The following is an 18,541-nucleotide window of genomic DNA, read 5'->3' on the forward strand; positions in this document are numbered from 1 at the left end:
TCAGCCCTCGTGTCGGTAGATCGGGGTGATACGGGTGCTCTCCAGGACGTCCAGCGTCTCCGGGTCGTACCGGCAGGAGATGAGCGTGGAGAAGCGCTTCGTCCGGACGTCGCGGTACAGCTCGCCCAGGTGGTTCTCCAGGTAGTGCACCACTCCGTTCGCGCCGATCGAGTGGATGCCCGCGATGTACAGGAAGGTGCCCTTGCCGTCGAGGCGGGGCAGCCTGGCCAGGTAGCCGACGTCCCCGGCCGTCCCGCCTTCGTCGAGCGGAGAGCGGTGCTCGGTCTCCGTACGCAGGTCCACCAGGTGCCAGGCCCGGTCCTTGCGGAAGCGCAGGTTGTCGTCACCTTCGAGCACCTGGGCGATGATCGGGGACAGCCTCGGCCCGCAGACCACCACCAGGTGTTCCCGGTTGAGGTTCACGATCCCGGACGGCGGAACTACCTCGTAGTCGGAGTCGAGCTTCAGACCCGCGAACAGCTTCCGCAGATGCTCGTAGTTCTTCAGGTCTTCCCTGGTCACGACCTCGCTGGGGTTCTGATCGGGAGACTTCCCCGCCTCATACTTCCCACCAAGGGCAACGGTCATCGGCCCCAAGCCGAAGAAGGCCCGCTCCGGCGCCGGGCCAGCCGACGCGAGCTGCCCAACACGCCCACGGCTCACGCCGAGCAGGGCGGCGATCTCGGTCTGCGACATGCCCGATGCGGACGCTTCCTCGATCGCCTCGCGCCGGACGCGAGACAGCTCCACCACCCGGTTCTGGTAGTCGGCCATCAGGGCGATCGCCGCCTTGGCCCGTTCGATCGGGACCGCCACGCCGGCCACTCGCTCAAGCTCCTCGTGCATCTTGATCCCTTCACCGCTTAGGGGGGCGAAGCAAGAGTATCGCAAGGGGGACTTGACGGGCAGTTGCCGCCTGCCTACCTTGGGTGCCAGAAGGAAGCGCAAGCCCCCCTAAGCACCAAGGGTGGGGCAAGTTAGTGCGCCTCTGAGCTGCGTAAATGTGATGGAGCGACGCCCAATCCGCCAAGAAAGACCGTCGCTCCAACCCCTCGAAGGGAGTTCCATCATGCACGGAACGCTGGTCACCGAGCCACTGACCATGGGGTCGATCCGTTCGCAGGTGAACGTGTTCGGCGAGCCGGAGGCCGAGGAGCAGGAGCCGCGTGTGGCGGTGCAGATGACCTTGCACCTGTCGTTCGCGGAGATCCTGGGCCGTCTGCTGTTCACCCCGGGTGCGCTGCTGATGCGCGAGGACCTGGAGAGCGGCAGCGAGGCGAAGATCGTGGAGTGCCTGTGGTTCGCCATGGCCCAGACCGGCCTGGACGCGGCGGAGGACTTCGCCCACCTGGCGCTGGACGTCTACGAGGGGCGTCGGCGCGGTGAGCTGCACGACTTCGCGGTGCGTCTGGGCGCGGCGGTGACGCGGATCTTCGGGGTGAGTGCCCCGGAGCCGCCGGCGTCGGCTGCGGTGTTCGTCCCGGCTCTGTCGCTGGTGCGCGGCGTGAAGGCGGTGGCGGTGTGAGTACGGCGACGCTGACGGCGGGCAATGCCCGTCTGCGGGCCGCGCTGGTGGCCTCCGGGCTGACGGTGGACGCGCTGGCCGAAGCGATCCGGATGGACCCGCGCACGGTGGAGCGGTGGATGAACGAGCCGGGCCGCATGCCCCACGCCCGGCACGCCATGGCGGCGGCGAAGCTGCTGCACGCCGACCCCTACGAGCTGTGGCCCACCCTGGGCTCCCGCCGCCGGGCGCAGGCCGAGCCCCAAGAGGAGGTGCTGTCCTGGTACCCGAACCGCAGCGCGGTCCCGGCCGCCCTGTGGAGCCAGCTCCTCGACAAGGCCGCCGACCGGATCGACATCACCGTCTCGTGCGGACTGTTCCTGGGGGACGTGGTGCCGGACCTGGTGGCCGTCCTGGCCCGCCGGGCCCGCGCCGGGGTGCGGGTGCGCCTGGCGCTGCCCGACCCGACCGGCGCCGCCACCCAGCACGAGGCCACGCGGCTGCTGCTGATCGAGGACCTGTTCGCCGTCCTTCAGGACGTGCCCGGGGTGCGGCTGTTCCGTCACCACGGGGTGGCCAACGACGTGATCCGCGCCGACGACGACCTGTTGGTGTCGCCGAAGGTGGACGGCGCCCCGGCCGCCGCCTGCCCCGTGCTTCACCTCCACCGGCTGGAGCGGGCCCCGTTCACCGGCACGTTCCTGCTGGGCCTGGACCACGTCTTCGCCACCGCCCTGCCCCGCGACCACCGCTGGACCCTCACCCCCGGCCACACCCGCCCCTGACCTGCTCACGGGCGCTCACCGGGCGCTCACCGAAGCCGGGTTGAAGCCCGCCGGGGTGCCGCTGAAACGGGGAGCGGTGGACCTGAAACCGGGCCCGCCGTCGCCGAAGCGGACACCCCCGGCACGGGCGCTCACGGCCCGCTCACCGAAGCGGCCCAAGCCGCCGCCGAAGCGCCGGGGGCCGTTCCTGAAACGCCGGGGGTTGCCGCCGAAGCGGGCGCGGCCGGACCTGAAACGGCCACCCTCCCGCCGGGATTCACGGGGCGCTCACGGCCCGCTCACCGGAGCGCGGTCGAAGCTCCGGGAGCCGTGGCCGAAGCTCCGGGGGCTGCCGCTGAAACGCACGCCGCCGGGCCTGAAACGGCCCCGAAGCCCCCACTCCTTAAGAGCGCTTCTCCGCCCCGCTCCGCACAAGCGGCTGGCCGGGGCAGAGCGGCCCGCCGACCCGACCGGCGGGGTGGGGAAGCGCTCTTAAGGAGGGGGCAGCCCGGCCCGGTGAGCACCCGTGAACACGCCCGACCAACCACCCGACCGATCCGACCACCGCACCCGATCCCGACGCCCGCACAGCCCCGACTCCGGCCCTGCTCCGCCGCCCGTCCGATCGGCCCGTGAGCGGGTGGTGAGCGGCCGTGAGCGCTCGTGAGGATCGGCCGATCGCGGCAGGTGGGACACCGACCGACCACCCGACCCCGGAGACGACATGCGACCACCGCAGGACCTCCTCCCGGCCCCCGACACCACCCGACCAACCCCCAGCGGTAACCCGTTCTACGACCCGACCGACACCGCCGACCGCCCCACCCGGCCCGGCCCCGTCCCCGACCCCGAGGTGTTCTGCGGCTGGGTCGGCGAGACCGTGCGCGCCCTCGACGCGACCACGGAGGCCGATCCGGTCGGCATCCTGGTCAACCTGCTCTCCGCCGGCGGGGCCGTGATCGGCCCGGGGCCGTTCCTGTGGATCGGCAACGACCGCCACCCCGCCCTGATCTGGGCGCTGACCGTCGGCGCCACGGCGGCGGGCAGGAAGGGTGCGGCGTCGAACACGGTGCGCCGCCTGTTCAAGGCCGCCGTCCCGGCGTTCGTCGCCGACAACACCCCCACCGGCCTCTCCTCCGGCGAGGGCCTGATCGAGGCCGTGCGCGACGGGGAGACCGATCCGAAGACCGGCAAGGAGACGGCGGGGGTGGTGGACAAGCGGCTGTGGGTGGTGGAGTCGGAGTACGGCATCACCATGGCCCGCGCCCGCCGCGAGGGCTCCTCGCTGGGCGGGGTGCTGCGGCAGGCGTGGAACGGCGAGGACCTCGGCGTGATGAACCGCGAGGCCCTGCGCGCCACCGCCCCCCACATCGCCCTCATCGGCCACATCAGCCCCCGGGAGCTGCGCGCCAAGATGCAGGACTCCGAGATGGCCGGAGGCACCTACAACCGCTTCCTGCCGGTGTTCGTGCACCGCAACCTCTTGCTGCCCGACGCCACCGGCGCGCCGGAGGCCCTGGTGAACAACCTCGCCGCCGCCTGGCGCACCGTCCTGGACGACGCCCGCCGCGTCGGCGAAGTCCAACTCACAGACCAGGCAGCGGAGTTGTGGCGTAGCGAGGTGTACCCGGCGCTGTCCGGCGAGGAGGACGGGGACGGCCCGCTGGCGGAGTTCACCGCCCGCGCCGCCCCGTACACCAAGCGCACCGCCATGGTCTACGCCCTCCTCGACCACCGCGACACCATCGGCGAAGACCACCTCCGGGCCGCGTGGGCGCTCATCCGCTACGCCCGCGCTAGCGCCGCCCACATCTTGGGGCCCGCCGCGAACACCACCGGCGATCCGGACCTGGACAAGCTCGCCAGGGCCGTGCGCGAGGCCGGGGCGGCCGGGCTGAGCGGGGACGAGGTGTACCGGCTGTTCAAGCGCCGCACCGCCCCCTGGCGGGCCGAACTGACCTCCCGGCTGTGCGAGTTGCCCGGCTACGCGGCCGCGCAGGTGCCCGGCGACGGACGCCACCGCACCGTCTACCTCTTCGCACCCCCGGGGTGAAAAGGGTGGAAAGGTTGGAAAGCCCCCTGACCTGCGAAAACACCGGGTGCCAGGGGTGGTGGAAAGGGGTGCCAAGCCCCCGGCCCCAGCAGGCCGACCCCCCTTTCCACCCCTTTCCACCCACCTTTCCACCAGACAAAACCCCAGGTCAGCACCCTTAACAACCTTTCCACCCTTTCCACCCCGCCCCGAACGGAGAACCCCGCCATGCCCACCGCCACCGCCACGAACCGCCCCGCCGGCCGACCCCGACCGTCCAGAACACCGGCCACGACCCCCCGCGCCCGCTCCCCACCACGCTTCGGCAAGACCCCCGGAATCCTCGCTAGAGCTAGCATCCGGCCCCGCTAGACCTAGCGACCCCGCTAGCGAGCCAAACCAGCCCTGAGCAGCTCTCTAGCGTCTAGCGTGGCCCGGCCCCGAACCCCGGGAAGCGGCCCACGGGCCCTTCCAGCACCCCCGGCGCCCGCCGCGCTAGAGCAGCCGCCGCTCCCCGAACAGCAAGAAGAGCACCCGGGGCGCGCCGTGCTCCTCTTGCCCTTCCAGACCCCTCCGCCTGTCACCTGTCACCCCACCTCTTAAGAGGGGGTGCCAAGGCCGCCCGGAGCCTGAACCCCCGCTGTGACCTGCGGATTACAGGTGACAGACAGGTGACAGGCGACAGGTGACAGACAGGCCGGATGACAGGCCCGCACCACCCCGCCCGGCACCCGAACCACCCCTGTCCTGTCGCCTGTCGCCACCCCCGCAAAGGGGCCCCGTCCGCCTGCCGCACAGCCCCCGTCCCCCTCCCGACCTGCGAACGACAGGCGACAAGACAGGCGACAGGACAGGCCGCGCGACAGGACAGGCGACAGGCAACACGACAGGCCCGCAGAAGAAGCCAACCCCCGCCTCGGGGGGAGCGGTTGGCCTCTTCACCACGGCCGACCGCCAGCCGTACCCAACCTCACCACCACAACCACCGTCCGGCCCCGGCCCGCACCAACCGCGACCACCATCACGGAAAGTCACCGCCAAGCGAAGCAGGGACCACACCGTCTGACGCGTCAGACACCTTCTGACGGCTGACACCCAAATCCCTAGGTAACGCGTGCGCGCGACCCCCGTCAGACGCGTCTGACGCCCCGTCTGACACCCCTCTCTGACGCCTCTGACGCCCCTCCGAAGCAGCTCTCTGACACCCCGCCGGAGGGCGTTCTGACGCCCCTGACGCCAGCACTCCCGTCACCCGCAGTAACCCGGGACGGTCCCCAATCCGCCAGACAGACGGCCGCCCCCAACATCACCTCGAAGGAGATCCGCCCCATGACCAGCCGTCAGCGGCCCAGTGCCGCGCGACCGCTCAGCCTGGCCCCGTCCCAGGCCGCACCACCCGCCCTGCCGCAGCGCTACCTCAGCCCGGAGGACGTCGCCGCCCTGTTCGGCGTACCGCTGGAGACCGTCTACCAGTGGCGCCGCAAGCGCACCGGCCCGCCCGGGTTCCGCGTCGGCCGGCACCTGCGCTACGACCCCAACGCGGTTGCCCAGTGGGTGGCCGACCAGACCGGAGAGGCGGCCTGACCATGGCTGGACACATTCAGGACCGCTGGTTCAAGACCGAGCCCGGCCCCGACGGCAAGCCGCGGCGGGTCAAGACCGACCGACACGGCACCGGCCTGCGCTACCGGGCCCGCTACACGGCCCCCGACGGGGACGAGAAGTCGAAGAGCTTCCCCGACCGCCAGAAGCGCCAGGCGGAGGAGTGGCTGGCCCGGATCGAGGCCGACATGTCCCGGGGCCAGTACCTCGACCCGGCGATGGCGAAGACCACCTTCCGGGAGTTCGCCGAGCACTGGCTGAGCACCCAGACCAGCGACCCCAACACGCAGGCGTCCATGCGGTCTCAGCTCCGGCTGCACGCCTTCCCCCGGATCGGGGCCCGGCCGCTCGCGTCGTTCCAGCCGGGGCACCTGCGGGAGTTTGTCGCCCAGTTGGAGACGGCCGCCATGTCCGGCTCGTACGCCCGGGTCATCTTCTCCAACGTCCGCGCCGTGCTGAGCGCGGCTGTCGATGACGGCTACCTGCTGCGGAACCCGTGCGCCGCGCAGACCGTCCGCCCGCCGGTGGTCGGCTCGAAGCGCGTCGTCCCGTGGGAACCGGATCGGGTCTTCGCCGTCCGGGCCGCCCTGCCGGCGCGGTACCGGAGCACCGTGGACGTGGGCGCCGGATGCGGGCTTCGGCAGGGCGAGATCCTCGGCCTGGCCGTGGACGCGCTCGACTTCGAGACCAGCACGCTGCACGTCACACAGCAGCTCAAACTCAGCCTGAGCAAGCCGGTGTTCGCGCCGCCGAAGGGCGGGACGCTGCGGAACGTGCCTCTGCCCCAGCCGGTGGCGGACGCACTCCGGGCGCACATGAAGCAGTTCCCGCCGGTCGAGATCACGCTCCCGTGGATGCGGACGGGCGGGCCGCCAGTCACCAAGCGGCTGATCTTCACCGGGGCGGCCGGACACATCGTCTGGCGCGGGGTGCTGAACGAGGACTACTGGAAGCCTGCCCTGGCCGCCGCCGGTGTCATCCCGACGCCCGAGAAGGGCCAGCCCTACGCCGCCGCCCGCGAGCACGGCATGCACGCCCTGCGGCACTTCTTCGCCTCGGTACTGCTGGACGCCGGGGAGAGCATCAAGGCCGTGAGCGAGTACCTGGGGCACTCGGACCCCGGCCTGACGCTGCGGGTGTACGCGCACCTGATGCCCGAGAGTCGGCACCGGGCCCGGAAGGCGATCGAGGGTGTGTTCAAGCCTCATGATCACGAGGGCTGACGGCCCACAGACGGCCCGGTGCTGACGACGGCCCCTCTCCCGCGCCTAACGCGCAGGTGAGGGGCCGTTATGTCTCAGGGGCTACTTCTTGCCCTGGTTCTTCACGGCCTCGATGGCGGCCGCGGCGGCCTCCGGGTCGAGGTAGCGGCCACCGGCGGCGACCGGCTTGAAGTCGGCGTCGAGCTCGTAGACGAGCGGGATGCCGGTGGGGATGTTGAGGCCCGCGATGGCCTCGTCCGAGACGCCGTCCAGGTGCTTGACCAGGGCGCGCAGGCTGTTGCCGTGGGCGGTGACCAGGACGGTGTTGCCCGCCGCCAGGTCCGGCACGATGGCGTCGTACCAGTACGGGAGCATCCGCTCGACGACGTCCTTGAGGCACTCGGTGTTCGGGCGCAGCTCGGACGGGATCTCGGCGTAGCGGGCGTCACCGGCCTGCGAGTACTCGGCGTCGTCGGCGAGGGCCGGCGGCGGGGTGTCGTAGGAGCGGCGCCAGAGCTGGAACTGCTCCTCGCCGAACTCGGCGAGGGTCTGGGCCTTGTCCTTGCCCTGGAGGGCGCCGTAGTGGCGCTCGTTCAGGCGCCAGCTGCGGCGGACCGGGATCCAGTGGCGGTCGGCCTTGTCGAGGGCGATCTGCGAGGTGCGGATGGCGCGGCGCAGCAGCGAGGTGTGCAGCACGTCCGGCAGCAGGCCCTCGGCGAGCAGGAGCTCGCCGCCGCGGGCGGCCTCCTTCTCGCCCTTCTCGTTGAGGTCGACGTCGACCCAACCGGTGAACAGGTTCTTCTGGTTCCACTGGCTCTCGCCGTGGCGGAGCAGGATCAAGCGATAGGTCGTGTCAGCCATGGGGCCAAGCCTAGTGGAGGGGTAAATCCGGTCGCTCGGGTGTCCACCTGCGATGTAACGTTCGCCCATCGGTTTCGACTCTTACCGTTCCACCCGTCCGCGGGCGGCCGCCCCACCCTGCCCGCGGCCGCTCCGGGCCGTACCGCCCGGGAGCCCCCATGCCCCTCCTCGCCCGCCTGGCCACCGAAGCACGCAGAGCGGGCGGCGGGCTCCCCCGCCAGTTCTGGTGGCTGTGGACGTCGACGCTGGTGAACCGCCTCGGCGGCTTCGTGGTGACCTTCCTGGCCATGTACCTCACCCACGAGCGCGGCTACTCGGCGGCGTACGCGGGCCTGGTGGCCTCGCTGTTCGGGCTGGGCTCGGCGGTGGCCGCGATCGGCGCCGGGGTGCTGACCGACCGGCTGGGGCGGCGGCCCACGCTGCTGGCGGCGCAGCTGTCCACGGCGCTGTTCACCGCGCTGCTCGGGTTCACCGACGGGCCGGTGGCGATCGCCGCGGCGGCCTTCCTGGTCGGCCTGGCGAGCAACGCGTCCCGCCCCGCGGTCAGCGCGATGATCGCCGACCTGGTGCCCGCCGCGGACCGGGTCCGGGCGTACGCGCTGAACTACTGGGCGATCAACATCGGCTTCGGCGCCTCCGCCGCGGTGGCCGGGCTGATCGCCCTGCACGGCTACCTGGCGCTGTTCCTGCTGGACGCGCTGACCACGCTGCTGTGCGCGGTGCTGGTGTTCGTGAAGGTCCCGGAGACGCAGCCGGAGGCCGCCCCCGCCACCGGGAAGGAGCCGCAGGTCGGGCTGGGCACGGTCTTCCGGGACGGGCCGTTCATGGCCGTGGTCGCGGTGAACCTGCTGCTGGCGCTGGTCGTCCAGCAGGGCTCCACCACGCTGCCGGTCGACATGGGCGCGCACGGCCTCTCGGCCGCCCGGTTCGGCCTGGTGATCAGCCTGAACGGGGTGCTGATCGTGCTGCTGCAGCTCCCGCTGACCCGGCTGATGGAGAACCGCGACCGCACCGCCCTGCTGGTGGTCGGCGCCCTGCTGACCGGCTGGGGCTTCGGCCTGACCGCGCTGGCCGGGTCCTCCGCCGCGCTGTACGCGCTGACGGTGGTGGTCTGGACGGTCGGCGAGATCGTCACCGCGCCCACCATGATGGCGCTGGTCGCCGAGCACTCCCCCGCCCGGGCCCGCGGCCGCTACCAGGGCGTCTACTCGCTCTCCTGGTCGCTGGCCTCGTTCGTCGGCCCGCTCGGCGGCGGCCTGCTGCTGCAGTACGCGGGCAGCTGGGCGCTGTGGGGCACCTGCGCGGCGGCGGGCACGCTGGCCGCGCTCGCCTTCGTCGCGCTCGGGCGCCGTCGGCCCCGGCCGCCGGTGGTGGACGGGGTGCCGGTGGCGGGCGGGGTGCCGGTGGAGGCGGCGGCCTGAGGCTGCGCTCCGGGCCGGGGCCCGAGGGGGGCTCAGGAGGCCGCGCCGCCCGCCTCGCTCTGCCGGAGCCGGACCCAGGAGTCGTGGTCGTCCTCCAGGATCGCCTGGTACTCCTCGATCAGCGGCGCCAGCCGGGACGGCTCCGGCACCGAGTCGCCGTACTCGGCCTTCAGCAGGCCGAGGCGGCGGCGCAGCGAGTTCAGCCGGTGCACGGTGTCGGAGCGCTGGATCCACAGCGTGCGGTAGCCGAAGAACGCCGCCCAGGCGGCCAGCACCGTCACCAGCGCGCCGGAGACCAGCGCGACGTCCGCCAGCCGGGTGGCCAGCGGCTCGCCGACCTTCAGGCCGAGCAGCACGGTGACCAGGGCGGACAGGCTGACGGTGGCCAGCTGCAGGGTCAGCGCCCGGCGCCGGTCCCAGTCGCGGCGCCGTCGGCGCTCCTTCAGCTCGGCCGCGAGTTCCGCCTCCAGCCAGGCCAACTTCCGTTGCGCGGTGGCGGATTCGGCGGATCCGGCGTGTTCGGTGTCCATGGTTTCCTCCCCGGCCGGGAGGATACCCGGATCAGGCTCCGGCGGGAGGGGTCTCGCTCGTCAGGTGCGCGAACGCGGCCAGGTTCCGGGTGGACTCGCCGCGCTTGGTCCGCCACTCCCACTCGCGGCGGATCGCGGTCGCGAACCCCAGCTCCAGCAGGGTGTCGAACGGCTCGTCGGCGTGCTCCAGCACGCTGCCCAGCAGCCGGTCCACCGCGTCCGGCGTCACCGCCTCCAGCGGCAGCCGCCCCACCAGGTAGACGTCGCCGAGCCGGTCCACCGCGTACGCCACCCCGAACATCCGGGTGTTGCGCTCCAGCAGCCAGCGGTGGAACGCCTCGTGGTTCTCGTCCGGCCTCCGGATCACGAACGCGTTCACCGACAGCGTGTGGTCGCCGATCCGCAGCGCGCAGGCGGTGGAGAGCTTCCGCGTCCCCGGCAGCGCGGCGACCAGCGTGTACGGGTCGGCCGCGGCCGGCTCCCAGGCGACACCGGCCTGGTCGAGCGCGGTGCGCAGGAGGGTGAGTGCGTCGTCCTTGGCAACCATGCCCCCACGCTAGCCTCCGGGCCGGCGGGCCCGCGTGCCCAGGGGGGCCGGGGGGAACGGCGGGACGCGCGATCAGGGCCTCGGGAAGGACGGCGGGATGCGCAATCAGGGGCTCGGGGAACGGCGGGTCCGAGCTGCTGACGGCCGGAGCCCGTCGATGCGTCCGTGCTGTTTCGGGCCGCCTGAACAGAACCCGAAGCCACCGCACGCACCGGCAGTGCACCGCCGGCAGCCCCGAGCCCGCCGTTCCCCGGGCCCCTGACGGGGCCCCCTCCGGGCGCGACCCGCCGTTCTTCAGGTACGGGCCGTGGACATCGCCCCCGTGTAGACCTCGGCGGTGGCACCGGCCGCGGTGAGCCAGCCGAAGGCGGCGGCGTGGCGGGCGGCTTCGGTGCCGCGGGCGGCGGGGAGGGCGGGGTCGGTGGCGTACGGGAGGAGGGCGCGGGCCCAGGCCTCGGGGTCGTGGCCGGGGACGAGGGTGCCGGTGCGGCCGTCCCGGACGGCGACGGGGAGGCCGCCGACGGCGGCGGCGACCACGGGGGTGCCGCAGGCCTGGGCCTCCAGGGCGACCAGGCCGAAGGACTCGCTGTGCGAGGGCATCACCAGGGCGGTGGCGGCGCGGTACCAGTCGGCGAGCTGCCGCTGGTCGACCGGCGGGTGGAAGCGGACCACGTCGCCGATGCCGAGCTGGGCGGCGAGCTTGTGCAGGCTCTCGGGGCGGGCCAGGCCGGTGCCGGAGGGGCCGCCGACGACCGGGACGACCAGGCGCTCGCGCAGGGCGGGGTGCCGGTCGAGCAGGCGGGCGACGGCCTTGAGCAGGACGTCGGGCGCCTTGAGCGGCTGTATTCGGCCGGCGAACAGCAGCACCGCGGCGTCCTGCGGGAGGCCGAGCCGGGCTCGGGCGGCGGCCCGGTCGCCGGGGCGGAACACCTCCAGGTTGACGCCGGGGTGGACGACGGCGAGCTGGTCGGGGCGGGCGGCGTAGTGGTGGGCCAGCTCGGCGGCCTCCTCCGCGGTGTTGGCGATCAGCCGGTCGGCGGCGCCGACCACCTGGGTCTCGCCGATCACCCGGGCGGCGGGCTCCGGGGTGTCCCCCTCGGCGAGGGCCGCGTTCTTGACCTTGGCCATGGTGTGCATGGTGTGCACCAGCGGGACGCCCCAGCGCTCGGCGGCCAGCCAGCCGACCTGGCCGGACAGCCAGTAGTGCGAGTGCACCAGGTCGTAGTAGCCGGGGCGGTGCCCGGCCTCGGTGCGCAGCACGCCGTGCGTGAAGGCGCACAGCTGGGCCGGCAGGTCCTCCTTGAAGAGGCCCTCGTACGGGCCCGCGGTGACGTGCCGGACGAGGACGCCGGGGGCGAGCTCGACGGCGGGGGCGTCGTCCGAGCTGACGGCGCGGGTGAAGACCTCGACCTCGATGTCCAGGTCGGCGAGGCGCTTGGCCAGCTCCACGATGTACACGTTCATGCCGCCGGCGTCGCCGGTGCCGGGCTGGTGCAGCGGCGAGGTGTGGACGCTCAGCATCGCGATCCGGCGCGGGCGGCGGGCGGCCGCGGCGGGCCCGGCGAACGCGCCGGGGGCCACCGGGGCGGCGGCCCACCGCGGCTCGCGGCGGGGCGTGCGGACGAGGGGCTGGGTCACCTGCGATGCCTCCCTGTGCGCCGGCCGTCTGCTCTTCTCGTGCCGCCGCCCGCGGCCGGCGGCAGCGGGCGGATGGACGTCAGCCAGGGCAACGGGGCAGCGCGTCGCCGTATTCCCGCCAGCGGATCCGGGTGCACCGTGCTCCGGAACCGCTGCGTACGCTTGGTGACCATGGCAGCGAGCGACACGCCGTCCTCCCGGGGCCGGTCGGGCCGACCGGTGGGGACGATCACCCGGGGCACCACCAACACCAACCGGCTGCGGCGGATGGACCGGTGGATCGCCCACGCCGCGGGCCGGACGCTGCGGGCCCCGGTGGCCCCGCCGGTGGCGGTGGACCTGGGGTACGGCGCGGCGCCGTGGACGGCGGTGGAGCTGTCGGCGCGGCTGCGGGCGGTGCGGGCGGACGTCCGGGTGGTGGGGATCGAGATCGACCCGGCCCGGGTCGCGGCGGCGCTGCCGATGGCCGAGCCGCCGCTGCTGGAGTTCCGCCGCGGCGGGTTCGAGGTGCCGCTGGACGGCGGGGCGCGGCCCCGGCTGATCCGGGCGGCGAACGTGCTGCGGCAGTACGACGAGGAGCAGGTCGCCGGGGTGTGGGCCCGGCTGTGCGGGCGGCTGGCGCCGGACGGGCTGCTGGTGGAGGGCACCTGCGACGAGGTGGGCCGACGGCACGTCTGGGTGGCGCTCGGCCCGGAGGGGCCGCGGACGGTGACCTTCGCGGCCCGGCTGGCCGGTCTGGAGCGGCCGTCCGAGCTGGCGGAGCGGCTGCCGAAGGCGCTGATCCACCACAACGTGCCGGGGCGGCCGGTGCACTCCTTCCTGCGCGACTTCGACCGGGCCTGGGCGGCGGCCGCGCCGCTGGGCGCGTTCGGGGCCCGGCAGCGCTGGGTGGCGGCCTGCGCGGCGCTGGCGGCGGACTGGCCGCTGCGGGACGGGCCGGTGCGGTGGCGGCAGGGCGAGTTGACGGTGGCGTGGGCCGCGCTGGCGCCGCGCTGAGCCGCCCCCACCCTGTCCGATCATCCGTTCGACAGTTCACTCGAACGAGTTATCGATTTCCTCTGGCGTGTTGACGCCCCGTCAGGCCACCATGGAGCCGTCCGGGTGGTTGTCGGCGCGCCCCCCGGCACCCGTCAACCCGTCCGCCCCTCGACCTCGTCCCGCACCCGCTCGAACGCCGCGTACGCGTCGGTGCCGAACAGCACGAACCGCACCTCGTCCAGGTCCGGGGCCTCCGCGGCCGCGGTCTCCCCCGCCGTGGTCTCCAGGGCGATCCGGGCCGCGTCCTCCAGCGGCCAACCGAAGATCCCGGCAGAGATCGCCGGGAAGGCCACCGTCCGGGCGCCCAGCCCGACCGCGACCCGAAGGGACTCCCGATAGCAGGAAGCCAGTAGCTCCGCGCGCCGCGGACGGTCCTCCGCCCGGTACACCGGACCGACGGTGTGCACCACCCAACGGGCGGGCAGCCGCCCCGCCGTGGTCGCCACGGCCCGGCCGGTGGGCAGGCCCTTGCCGTAGTGCGAGGCGCGCAGCCTGCGGCACTCGGCCAGGATCTCCGGTCCGCCCCTGCGGTGGATCGCCCCGTCCACCCCGCCGCCGCCCAGCAGGGAGCTGTTGGCGGCGTTCACCACCGCGTCCACCTGCTGTTCCGTGATGTCACCCTGTACCAGCGTGATCTGCGTCACCGCTGCCCTCCTCCGGTCAATTCCGGCCCACCGACGGCGGAAACCTGCGGAAACCCTAGGCAAAGCCGCCACCAGGCGCGTGGCAATAACCACATCGGCGCCGCCCAGTCGAAGAAATCCTCGGAGATCACGTTATGGTCGCGGGAAGCCCCCCGATGCCCGGCGCCGTCCGGGCACTGCGGACGGACACCAGCCGTTGGTCCGTCGGGGAAAGGAAGGACCGACCGATGCCCGCTACGGGAGACGGGCGGGCACCCGACGCGACCACGAGCGCCGGTACCGCCGAACGCAGCCGCAGCCGCCGCGCCCACGGCGCCCCGCGCCCCGACCGGGCGGCGGGCCCGGCACCGATACCGCATCCGCGCAGCACCCCCGGCCCCACCGAACCGGCCCGCCCCACCGCGGGGTTCCGGGTGCTGGTGGTCGAGGCGGACGGGCCCGGGCACACCCTGTTCGACTCGCTGGCCGCCGAGCTGGGCCAGCACGCCGAACTGCACCGGGTGGACGGCATCCGGGAGGCCCTGGCCGCACTGCCGCCGCCGCCCGGCAGCGGCCGCCGCGGGCAGCGCGCCCCCGACTTCCAGTGCGTCCTGCTCGACCTCGGCGCGCCCGCCGAGCCCTCCGCGGATCCGTCCGACGGGCTGGAGGGCCTGCGCGAGCTGCTGCTGCGCGCCCCGCACACCGCCGTGGTGGTGCTGACCGACGCCGCCGGGGCCGAACTCGGTGCCGCCGCGGTCGCCGCGGGCGCCCAGGACTTCCTCCTCCGGCAGGACACCGGCGGCCCGCTGCTGGCCCGCGCCCTGCGCTACGCGGTGGAGCGCAAGCGCGCCGACGAGTCGCAGCGCCGCCTGGTCGAGGCCGAGATCCGCGGCCAGGAGAACGCCCGCCTCCAGCGCCACCTGCTGCCCACCCCGCTGCTGGACGGCGCCGGCCTGGCCTTCACCCGCCGCTACCGCCCCGGCCGCCGCCGCGCCCTGCTCGGCGGCGACTTCTACGACGCCGTCCGCACCAAGGACGGCCGGGTGCACGTGGTGATCGGCGACGTCTGCGGCCACGGCCCGGACGAGGCCGCGCTCGGCGTCGCACTGCGGATAGCGTGGCGGACGCTGGTGTTCGCCGGGCTGACCGGCCAGCACCTGCTCACCACCCTCCAGCACGTGCTGGAGCACGAGCGCCGCAGCGACGAGATCTTCGCGACCCTGTGCATGGTCGTGCTGGACGCCCCGACCGGCGGCGACGGCCCCGAGGGCGCCGAGCTGTACCTCGCCGGGCACCCCGCGCCGCTGCTGCTGGCCCCCGACGGCCCGCCGGTGCTGCTCCCGCTCGACCAGGCCGGCCCGGCACTCGGCCTGCTGCCCTGCGACGCGACGCACTCGGTCTGGCCCGCCCTGCGGGTCGAGCTCTCCCCCGGCTGGCGGCTGCTGATGTACACCGACGGCCTGGTCGAGGGCAAGGTCGGGGCGGGCTCGCCGCGGCTGGGCCAGGAGGGCCTGATCGAGCTGATCGCCGACCACCAGGCCGCCGGGCTGACCCGCGGCCGCCTGGTCGACTCGGCGATCGCCGAGGTCGAGGAGCTGAACGGCGGGGCGCTCACCGACGACGTCGCGGTGCTGCTGCTGGAGCGCAACCCCGCCCCGGTGATCATGGGCTGAGCTGCCCGCCGGCCGGCCAGCTGACCGGCTCGCTGACCGGCTCGCTGACCGGCTCGCTGACCGGCTCGCTGACCGGCTCCGGAGTGACAGGAAGGGCGGCCCCCGCGCGGGGGCCGCCCTTCCTGTCACTCCGTCACCGACGGTGTCACCAGGGGCCGTACGGGCCCTGGTTGCTGCGCCCGCCGCGGCCGCGGCCGTCGGTGAGCAGCTTGATCGCGGGGCGGACGTCCACCACGTAGACGATCGCGGCGACCAGGCCGACCAGCGTCATCAGGCCGGTGATCGGGTTGGCTCCGAAGAGCAGGTCCCAGCCCAGCGACAGGCTCAGGACGATCACCCAGAAGCCCTTGGTCTTCTTGTCCGCCGCCCGGTACGCGTCCTCCCGGCGGAACACGGCGTCGCCGAGCGCGAACACCTTGAAGCAGATGATCGCGGTGGCGATCCACCAGAACGGGTTCAGGAGGGCAACGTTCAGGATCACCTTGAGCTCCTCACTCTTTCCTCCATCCTGGCACGGCTGACACCCCAGTCAACGGCCCGCGTCGGCGCGGCGTTCCGGCCGCTCGCGTTCCGCCCCGCTCCGCCTCACTCCGCCTTCGGCGCGGCGCTCTTCCGGGGCCGGGGAGCCTTCTTGGCGGCGGGCTTCGACGCGGCGGCGGGCTCCTCGTCCACCACGACCTCGGCGACCACGACCTCCTCGACCGGCGCCTCGTCCTCGGCGGCGGCCCCGTCCTCGGCCTGCGGGGCGGCACCGGCGGCGTCGACCACGGTGCGGCCGCGGACGGCCAGCTCGTCGTAGACCTCCTTGGCCTTCACCGCGAACTCCAGTGCCCGGCCGACCTGCTGCATCGCGAACTCCTGCGCCTTGGCCTGGAGTTCCTTCACGTCGGTGGGCAGCGCGGTGACCGCCTCGGTGACCTTGGCCTGCGCGTCGGCCAGCGCGGCGCCCGCGTCCTGCAGGGCGGCGGCGGCCTTCTCCTGGGTGCCCTTGCGGTCCGCGGCGAGCGCCTCCAGCTGGGCGGGCACCTCGCGGAGCTTCTCGTAGGCGAGGTCGCCCGCGCCGGCCAGGGCGTACAGCGGGGTCGGGTCGGTGAGGGTCTTCTTGAACTCGTCGCTGATCGGCATGTCGGGTCCTCCCGGTCGGGGGCGCCGCGCGGTCGGGTCGCGCGGGGCTCGGTCTCGCAGGTCCGGTCGTCCGGGCCTGGTCGTTCTGCTCGTCCTACTCGTCCTGCTCGCCCTGCTCGTTCCGGGCCTGGCCGCCCGCCGGGCGGGCGGGCTGGTTCTCCTTCAGGAACGCCTCGTAGACCGACAGCAGGGCCTGCTTCTGCCGCTCGTTGATCAGCGGGTCGGCCAGGATCGCGGCCCGCAGGCCGGGCCCCTCGCCGTCCCGCTCCTCCAGGATCCCGGCCTGCACGTACAGCGTCTCCGCCGAGATCCGCAGCGCCTTGGCGATCTGCTGGAGGATCTCCGCGCTGGGTTTGCGCAGCCCGCGCTCGATCTGGCTCAGGTACGGGTTGGACACCCCGGCGGCGTCGGCCAGCTGCCGCAGCGAGTACTGCGCGCTCCGCCGCTGCTCCCGGATGTACTCGCCGAGCGAGCCCACGTTCAGTGACGCCATACGGGAAGTCTGCCCCGCCCTGCTTGCAATTGCAAGCAGACTGCTAGCGCCCGCAAACGGGCGCTAGCAGGGCTCGGGCGTGCCGGTGGCGGTGAGGTGCGGGCCGAGGGTGAGGCGGCCGGGGGTGAGGGCGGGGACGGCGGTGCGGTGGAAGGCGTCCAGGCCGAAGCGCAGCGAGACCGGGGAGTGCAGGTCGTGGGCGCGCAGGACCCAGGGCGCCTCGGGGGCGTCGGCGGGGGGCTGGGCAAACTCGCACTCGACGTAGGTGTGGCGGCTCTCCGGGTCGTGGCGGTTCGAGAGCCGGCAGCGGACGCGGTGCAGCCGGGAGGGCAGGGCGTGCACGGCGGGAGGGGGCGGATCAGCGGCGGGGAGGAACTCGGCGGGGAGGTCCACCCGGGCGGCGACGGGGGCGACGAAGTCCGGGCCGCCGCGGCGGCACCAGTCGGCGACCAGCGCGCGGAAGGCGGCGTTCCGGGCGGAGCGGCGGCGGATCGCGCCCGCGGCCAGGATCTGCTGCCCGGCCCCGGACAGCGCGGTGGTGATGGCGGTCAGCGGGGCGCGGGCGTCCGCCCAGCGGGCGGTCAGCATGGCCCGGTGGAGGACCTGCCCCGCCCGGTGGGCGTGGAAGGCGGACCTGAACACGGGCAGCTCCCGCTCCGGGGCGCGGCGGCGTTCCGGCGCCTCCGGGTGCGCGGCGGCGAGCCGGCTGCCGCACGGCGACGCCCGCAGGTTGAAGTCGTCGACGGTCAGTTCGAGGGAGCGGCAGCGCAGGGCGACGGCCGAGCCGATCCGGAGCGTCACCCCGTCGGGGTCGGTGCGCAGGGTCAGGCCGGTGGCGTCCGCGGTGGTGTCGACGTCCAGTTCGACCGGGTCCTCCAGGCTGATCCAGAGGTTCGCGTAGCCGTCCTCACCCCCGGCGTACCGGCACGGCACCTCGGCGTCGAACCAGCAGTCCAGCCGTTCGGACCCGCGCCGTTGGACGCGCAGGGAGCGCAGCACGGCGGACGCCAGGTCGTAGTCGGCGGCGAGTTCGTCGACGCGCTCGGGCGTCCGCGGGGTGAGGTCGGCGCTCAGGACGTCGGAGCCGAACCGGTGCCAGCGGTCCGGGACGGGTTCGGGTCCGGGCGGGAGCAGGAGGCGCTCGACCGGGACGCCCGCGGCGGCGGTCCGCTCCACCACCCAGGCCCGCCGCTGGTTGCCGAGGTCGGCCAGCCAGCGCAGCGCCCAGCGGGCCTGGAGCTCGCGCATCCAGCGGAAGCGGGCGGTGGCGGCCCTGAACAGGGCGTAGGTGTTGTTGTCCCACACGTCCGCCAGCCGGTAGACCTCGTCGCGGTCGAACTCGCGCGCGTCCGCGGCCAGTTCGGCGATCCGGTCGATCGAGGCGTCCAGCAGGGCGGCGAACGCGAGCAGGGTGCGCGGGTGCCGGGGGCGGAGGGGCATGGGGGTGATTGTGCCCGGCGACGGGGGTGGTTGCCATACGGAGAAAGT

General features: G+C 73.8%; 18 protein-coding genes. 8 read left to right on the top strand and 10 right to left on the bottom strand.

Annotated elements, in window-relative coordinates; translation table 11 throughout:
* Window positions 1-846, bottom strand: a complete 846-nt coding sequence (locus tag OO57_RS04840; protein WP_033250997.1) for a sigma-70 region 4 domain-containing protein — start codon at window positions 844-846, stop codon at window positions 1-3.
* Window positions 847-1,069: 223 nt separating this feature from the next.
* Between OO57_RS04840 and OO57_RS04845 the strand changes: the two genes are divergently transcribed.
* The 5 genes from OO57_RS04845 (at window position 1,070) to OO57_RS04865 (ending at window position 7,125) form a co-directional block, all read left to right on the top strand.
* Window positions 1,070-1,525 (top strand): hypothetical protein, encoded by a 456-nt coding sequence (locus OO57_RS04845; protein WP_033250998.1) that lies wholly within the window; start codon window positions 1,070-1,072, stop codon window positions 1,523-1,525.
* Window positions 1,522-2,289 carry a helix-turn-helix domain-containing protein gene (locus tag OO57_RS04850; protein WP_051776580.1) on the top strand — a complete coding sequence of 256 codons (768 nt, stop codon included), beginning with the start codon at window positions 1,522-1,524 and terminating at the stop codon, window positions 2,287-2,289. Before OO57_RS04845 ends, OO57_RS04850 begins: the two co-directional genes overlap by 4 nt.
* Window positions 2,290-2,992: 703 nt before the next feature.
* Window positions 2,993-4,321: a DUF3987 domain-containing protein gene (locus tag OO57_RS04855; RefSeq protein WP_051776581.1), complete on the top strand. Its 1,329-nt coding sequence runs from the start codon at window positions 2,993-2,995 to the stop codon at window positions 4,319-4,321.
* Window positions 4,322-5,629: 1,308 nt separating this feature from the next.
* Entirely contained in the window at window positions 5,630-5,884 is a 255-nt protein-coding gene (locus tag OO57_RS04860; protein WP_081973451.1) for a helix-turn-helix domain-containing protein, read from the top strand.
* Window positions 5,885-5,886: 2 nt separating this feature from the next.
* Window positions 5,887-7,125 carry a tyrosine-type recombinase/integrase gene (locus OO57_RS04865; RefSeq protein ID WP_033250999.1) on the top strand — a complete coding sequence of 413 codons (1,239 nt, stop codon included), beginning with the start codon at window positions 5,887-5,889 and terminating at the stop codon, window positions 7,123-7,125.
* A gap of 81 nt (window positions 7,126-7,206) precedes the next feature.
* On the opposite strand, the gene OO57_RS04870 is transcribed toward OO57_RS04865, so the two are convergent.
* Complete coding sequence (locus OO57_RS04870) at window positions 7,207-7,965, bottom strand: phosphoglyceromutase (protein WP_033251000.1); 759 nt, start codon at window positions 7,963-7,965, stop codon at window positions 7,207-7,209.
* A 158-nt stretch (window positions 7,966-8,123) separates the two neighbouring features.
* On the opposite strand from OO57_RS04870, the gene OO57_RS04875 reads away from it, so the two are divergent.
* Entirely contained in the window at window positions 8,124-9,386 is a 1,263-nt protein-coding gene (locus tag OO57_RS04875; RefSeq protein ID WP_033251001.1) for an MDR family MFS transporter, read from the top strand.
* Window positions 9,387-9,418: 32 nt separating this feature from the next.
* On the opposite strand, the gene OO57_RS39120 is transcribed toward OO57_RS04875, so the two are convergent.
* The 3 genes from OO57_RS39120 to mshA all read right to left on the bottom strand — a co-directional run bounded on the left by OO57_RS39120 (window position 9,419) and on the right by mshA (window position 12,044).
* The gene (locus OO57_RS39120) at window positions 9,419-9,916 is read right to left on the bottom strand and encodes an SLATT domain-containing protein (RefSeq protein WP_051776583.1); all 498 of its coding nucleotides are present in this window, start codon (window positions 9,914-9,916) and stop codon (window positions 9,419-9,421) included.
* 31 nt (window positions 9,917-9,947) lie between these two features.
* Window positions 9,948-10,463 (bottom strand): YbjN domain-containing protein, encoded by a 516-nt coding sequence (locus OO57_RS04885; RefSeq protein WP_033251002.1) that lies wholly within the window; start codon window positions 10,461-10,463, stop codon window positions 9,948-9,950.
* A gap of 294 nt (window positions 10,464-10,757) precedes the next feature.
* Window positions 10,758-12,044 (bottom strand): D-inositol-3-phosphate glycosyltransferase, encoded by a 1,287-nt coding sequence (gene mshA, locus OO57_RS04890; protein ID WP_051776609.1) that lies wholly within the window; start codon window positions 12,042-12,044, stop codon window positions 10,758-10,760.
* Between the two features lie 228 nt (window positions 12,045-12,272).
* On the opposite strand from mshA, the gene OO57_RS04895 reads away from it, so the two are divergent.
* On the top strand, window positions 12,273-13,097 hold the full coding sequence (locus tag OO57_RS04895; RefSeq protein WP_033251051.1) for a methylase: 825 nt from the start codon (window positions 12,273-12,275) through the stop codon (window positions 13,095-13,097).
* Window positions 13,098-13,231: 134 nt separating this feature from the next.
* Here OO57_RS04895 and OO57_RS04900 read toward each other — a convergent pair whose 3' ends face one another.
* Entirely contained in the window at window positions 13,232-13,783 is a 552-nt protein-coding gene (locus OO57_RS04900) for an O-acetyl-ADP-ribose deacetylase (RefSeq protein WP_033251004.1), read from the bottom strand.
* Window positions 13,784-14,010: 227 nt separating this feature from the next.
* On the opposite strand from OO57_RS04900, the gene OO57_RS04905 reads away from it, so the two are divergent.
* Window positions 14,011-15,435: a PP2C family protein-serine/threonine phosphatase gene (locus OO57_RS04905; protein WP_033251005.1), complete on the top strand. Its 1,425-nt coding sequence runs from the start codon at window positions 14,011-14,013 to the stop codon at window positions 15,433-15,435.
* Window positions 15,436-15,580: 145 nt separating this feature from the next.
* On the opposite strand, the gene OO57_RS04910 is transcribed toward OO57_RS04905, so the two are convergent.
* The 4 genes from OO57_RS04910 to OO57_RS04925 all read right to left on the bottom strand — a co-directional run bounded on the left by OO57_RS04910 (window position 15,581) and on the right by OO57_RS04925 (window position 18,493).
* Window positions 15,581-15,916 carry a DUF2516 family protein gene (locus tag OO57_RS04910; RefSeq protein WP_199811197.1) on the bottom strand — a complete coding sequence of 112 codons (336 nt, stop codon included), beginning with the start codon at window positions 15,914-15,916 and terminating at the stop codon, window positions 15,581-15,583.
* Between the two features lie 104 nt (window positions 15,917-16,020).
* Window positions 16,021-16,560, bottom strand: a complete 540-nt coding sequence (locus tag OO57_RS43550; protein WP_033251006.1) for a hypothetical protein — start codon at window positions 16,558-16,560, stop codon at window positions 16,021-16,023.
* A 94-nt stretch (window positions 16,561-16,654) separates the two neighbouring features.
* Entirely contained in the window at window positions 16,655-17,053 is a 399-nt protein-coding gene (locus OO57_RS04920; RefSeq protein WP_051776585.1) for a helix-turn-helix domain-containing protein, read from the bottom strand.
* 63 nt (window positions 17,054-17,116) lie between these two features.
* Entirely contained in the window at window positions 17,117-18,493 is a 1,377-nt protein-coding gene (locus tag OO57_RS04925; protein WP_051776587.1) for a hypothetical protein, read from the bottom strand.
* Window positions 18,494-18,541: the final 48 nt, after the last annotated feature.

The organism is Kitasatospora phosalacinea, assembly GCF_000717185.1.
GTDB classification, from domain to species: domain Bacteria; phylum Actinomycetota; class Actinomycetes; order Streptomycetales; family Streptomycetaceae; genus Kitasatospora; species Kitasatospora phosalacinea_A.

Bases quoted from the DNA above. Each gene is read 5' to 3' on its own strand.
- OO57_RS04840 (WP_033250997.1), bottom strand. From the start codon at position 846: ATGCACGAGGAGCTTGAGCGAGTGGCCGGCGTGGCGGTCCCGATCGAA.
- OO57_RS04845 (WP_033250998.1), top strand. From the start codon at position 1,070: ATGCACGGAACGCTGGTCACCGAGCCACTGACCATGGGGTCGATCCGT.
- OO57_RS04855 (WP_051776581.1), top strand. From the start codon at position 2,993: ATGCGACCACCGCAGGACCTCCTCCCGGCCCCCGACACCACCCGACCA.
- OO57_RS04860 (WP_081973451.1), top strand. From the start codon at position 5,630: ATGACCAGCCGTCAGCGGCCCAGTGCCGCGCGACCGCTCAGCCTGGCC.
- OO57_RS04865 (WP_033250999.1), top strand. From the start codon at position 5,887: ATGGCTGGACACATTCAGGACCGCTGGTTCAAGACCGAGCCCGGCCCC.
- OO57_RS04870 (WP_033251000.1), bottom strand. From the start codon at position 7,965: ATGGCTGACACGACCTATCGCTTGATCCTGCTCCGCCACGGCGAGAGC.
- OO57_RS04875 (WP_033251001.1), top strand. From the start codon at position 8,124: ATGCCCCTCCTCGCCCGCCTGGCCACCGAAGCACGCAGAGCGGGCGGC.
- OO57_RS39120 (WP_051776583.1), bottom strand. From the start codon at position 9,916: ATGGACACCGAACACGCCGGATCCGCCGAATCCGCCACCGCGCAACGG.
- OO57_RS04885 (WP_033251002.1), bottom strand. From the start codon at position 10,463: ATGGTTGCCAAGGACGACGCACTCACCCTCCTGCGCACCGCGCTCGAC.
- OO57_RS04895 (WP_033251051.1), top strand. From the start codon at position 12,273: ATGGCAGCGAGCGACACGCCGTCCTCCCGGGGCCGGTCGGGCCGACCG.
- OO57_RS04905 (WP_033251005.1), top strand. From the start codon at position 14,011: ATGCCCGCTACGGGAGACGGGCGGGCACCCGACGCGACCACGAGCGCC.
- OO57_RS43550 (WP_033251006.1), bottom strand. From the start codon at position 16,560: ATGCCGATCAGCGACGAGTTCAAGAAGACCCTCACCGACCCGACCCCG.
- OO57_RS04920 (WP_051776585.1), bottom strand. From the start codon at position 17,053: ATGGCGTCACTGAACGTGGGCTCGCTCGGCGAGTACATCCGGGAGCAG.
- OO57_RS04925 (WP_051776587.1), bottom strand. From the start codon at position 18,493: ATGCCCCTCCGCCCCCGGCACCCGCGCACCCTGCTCGCGTTCGCCGCC.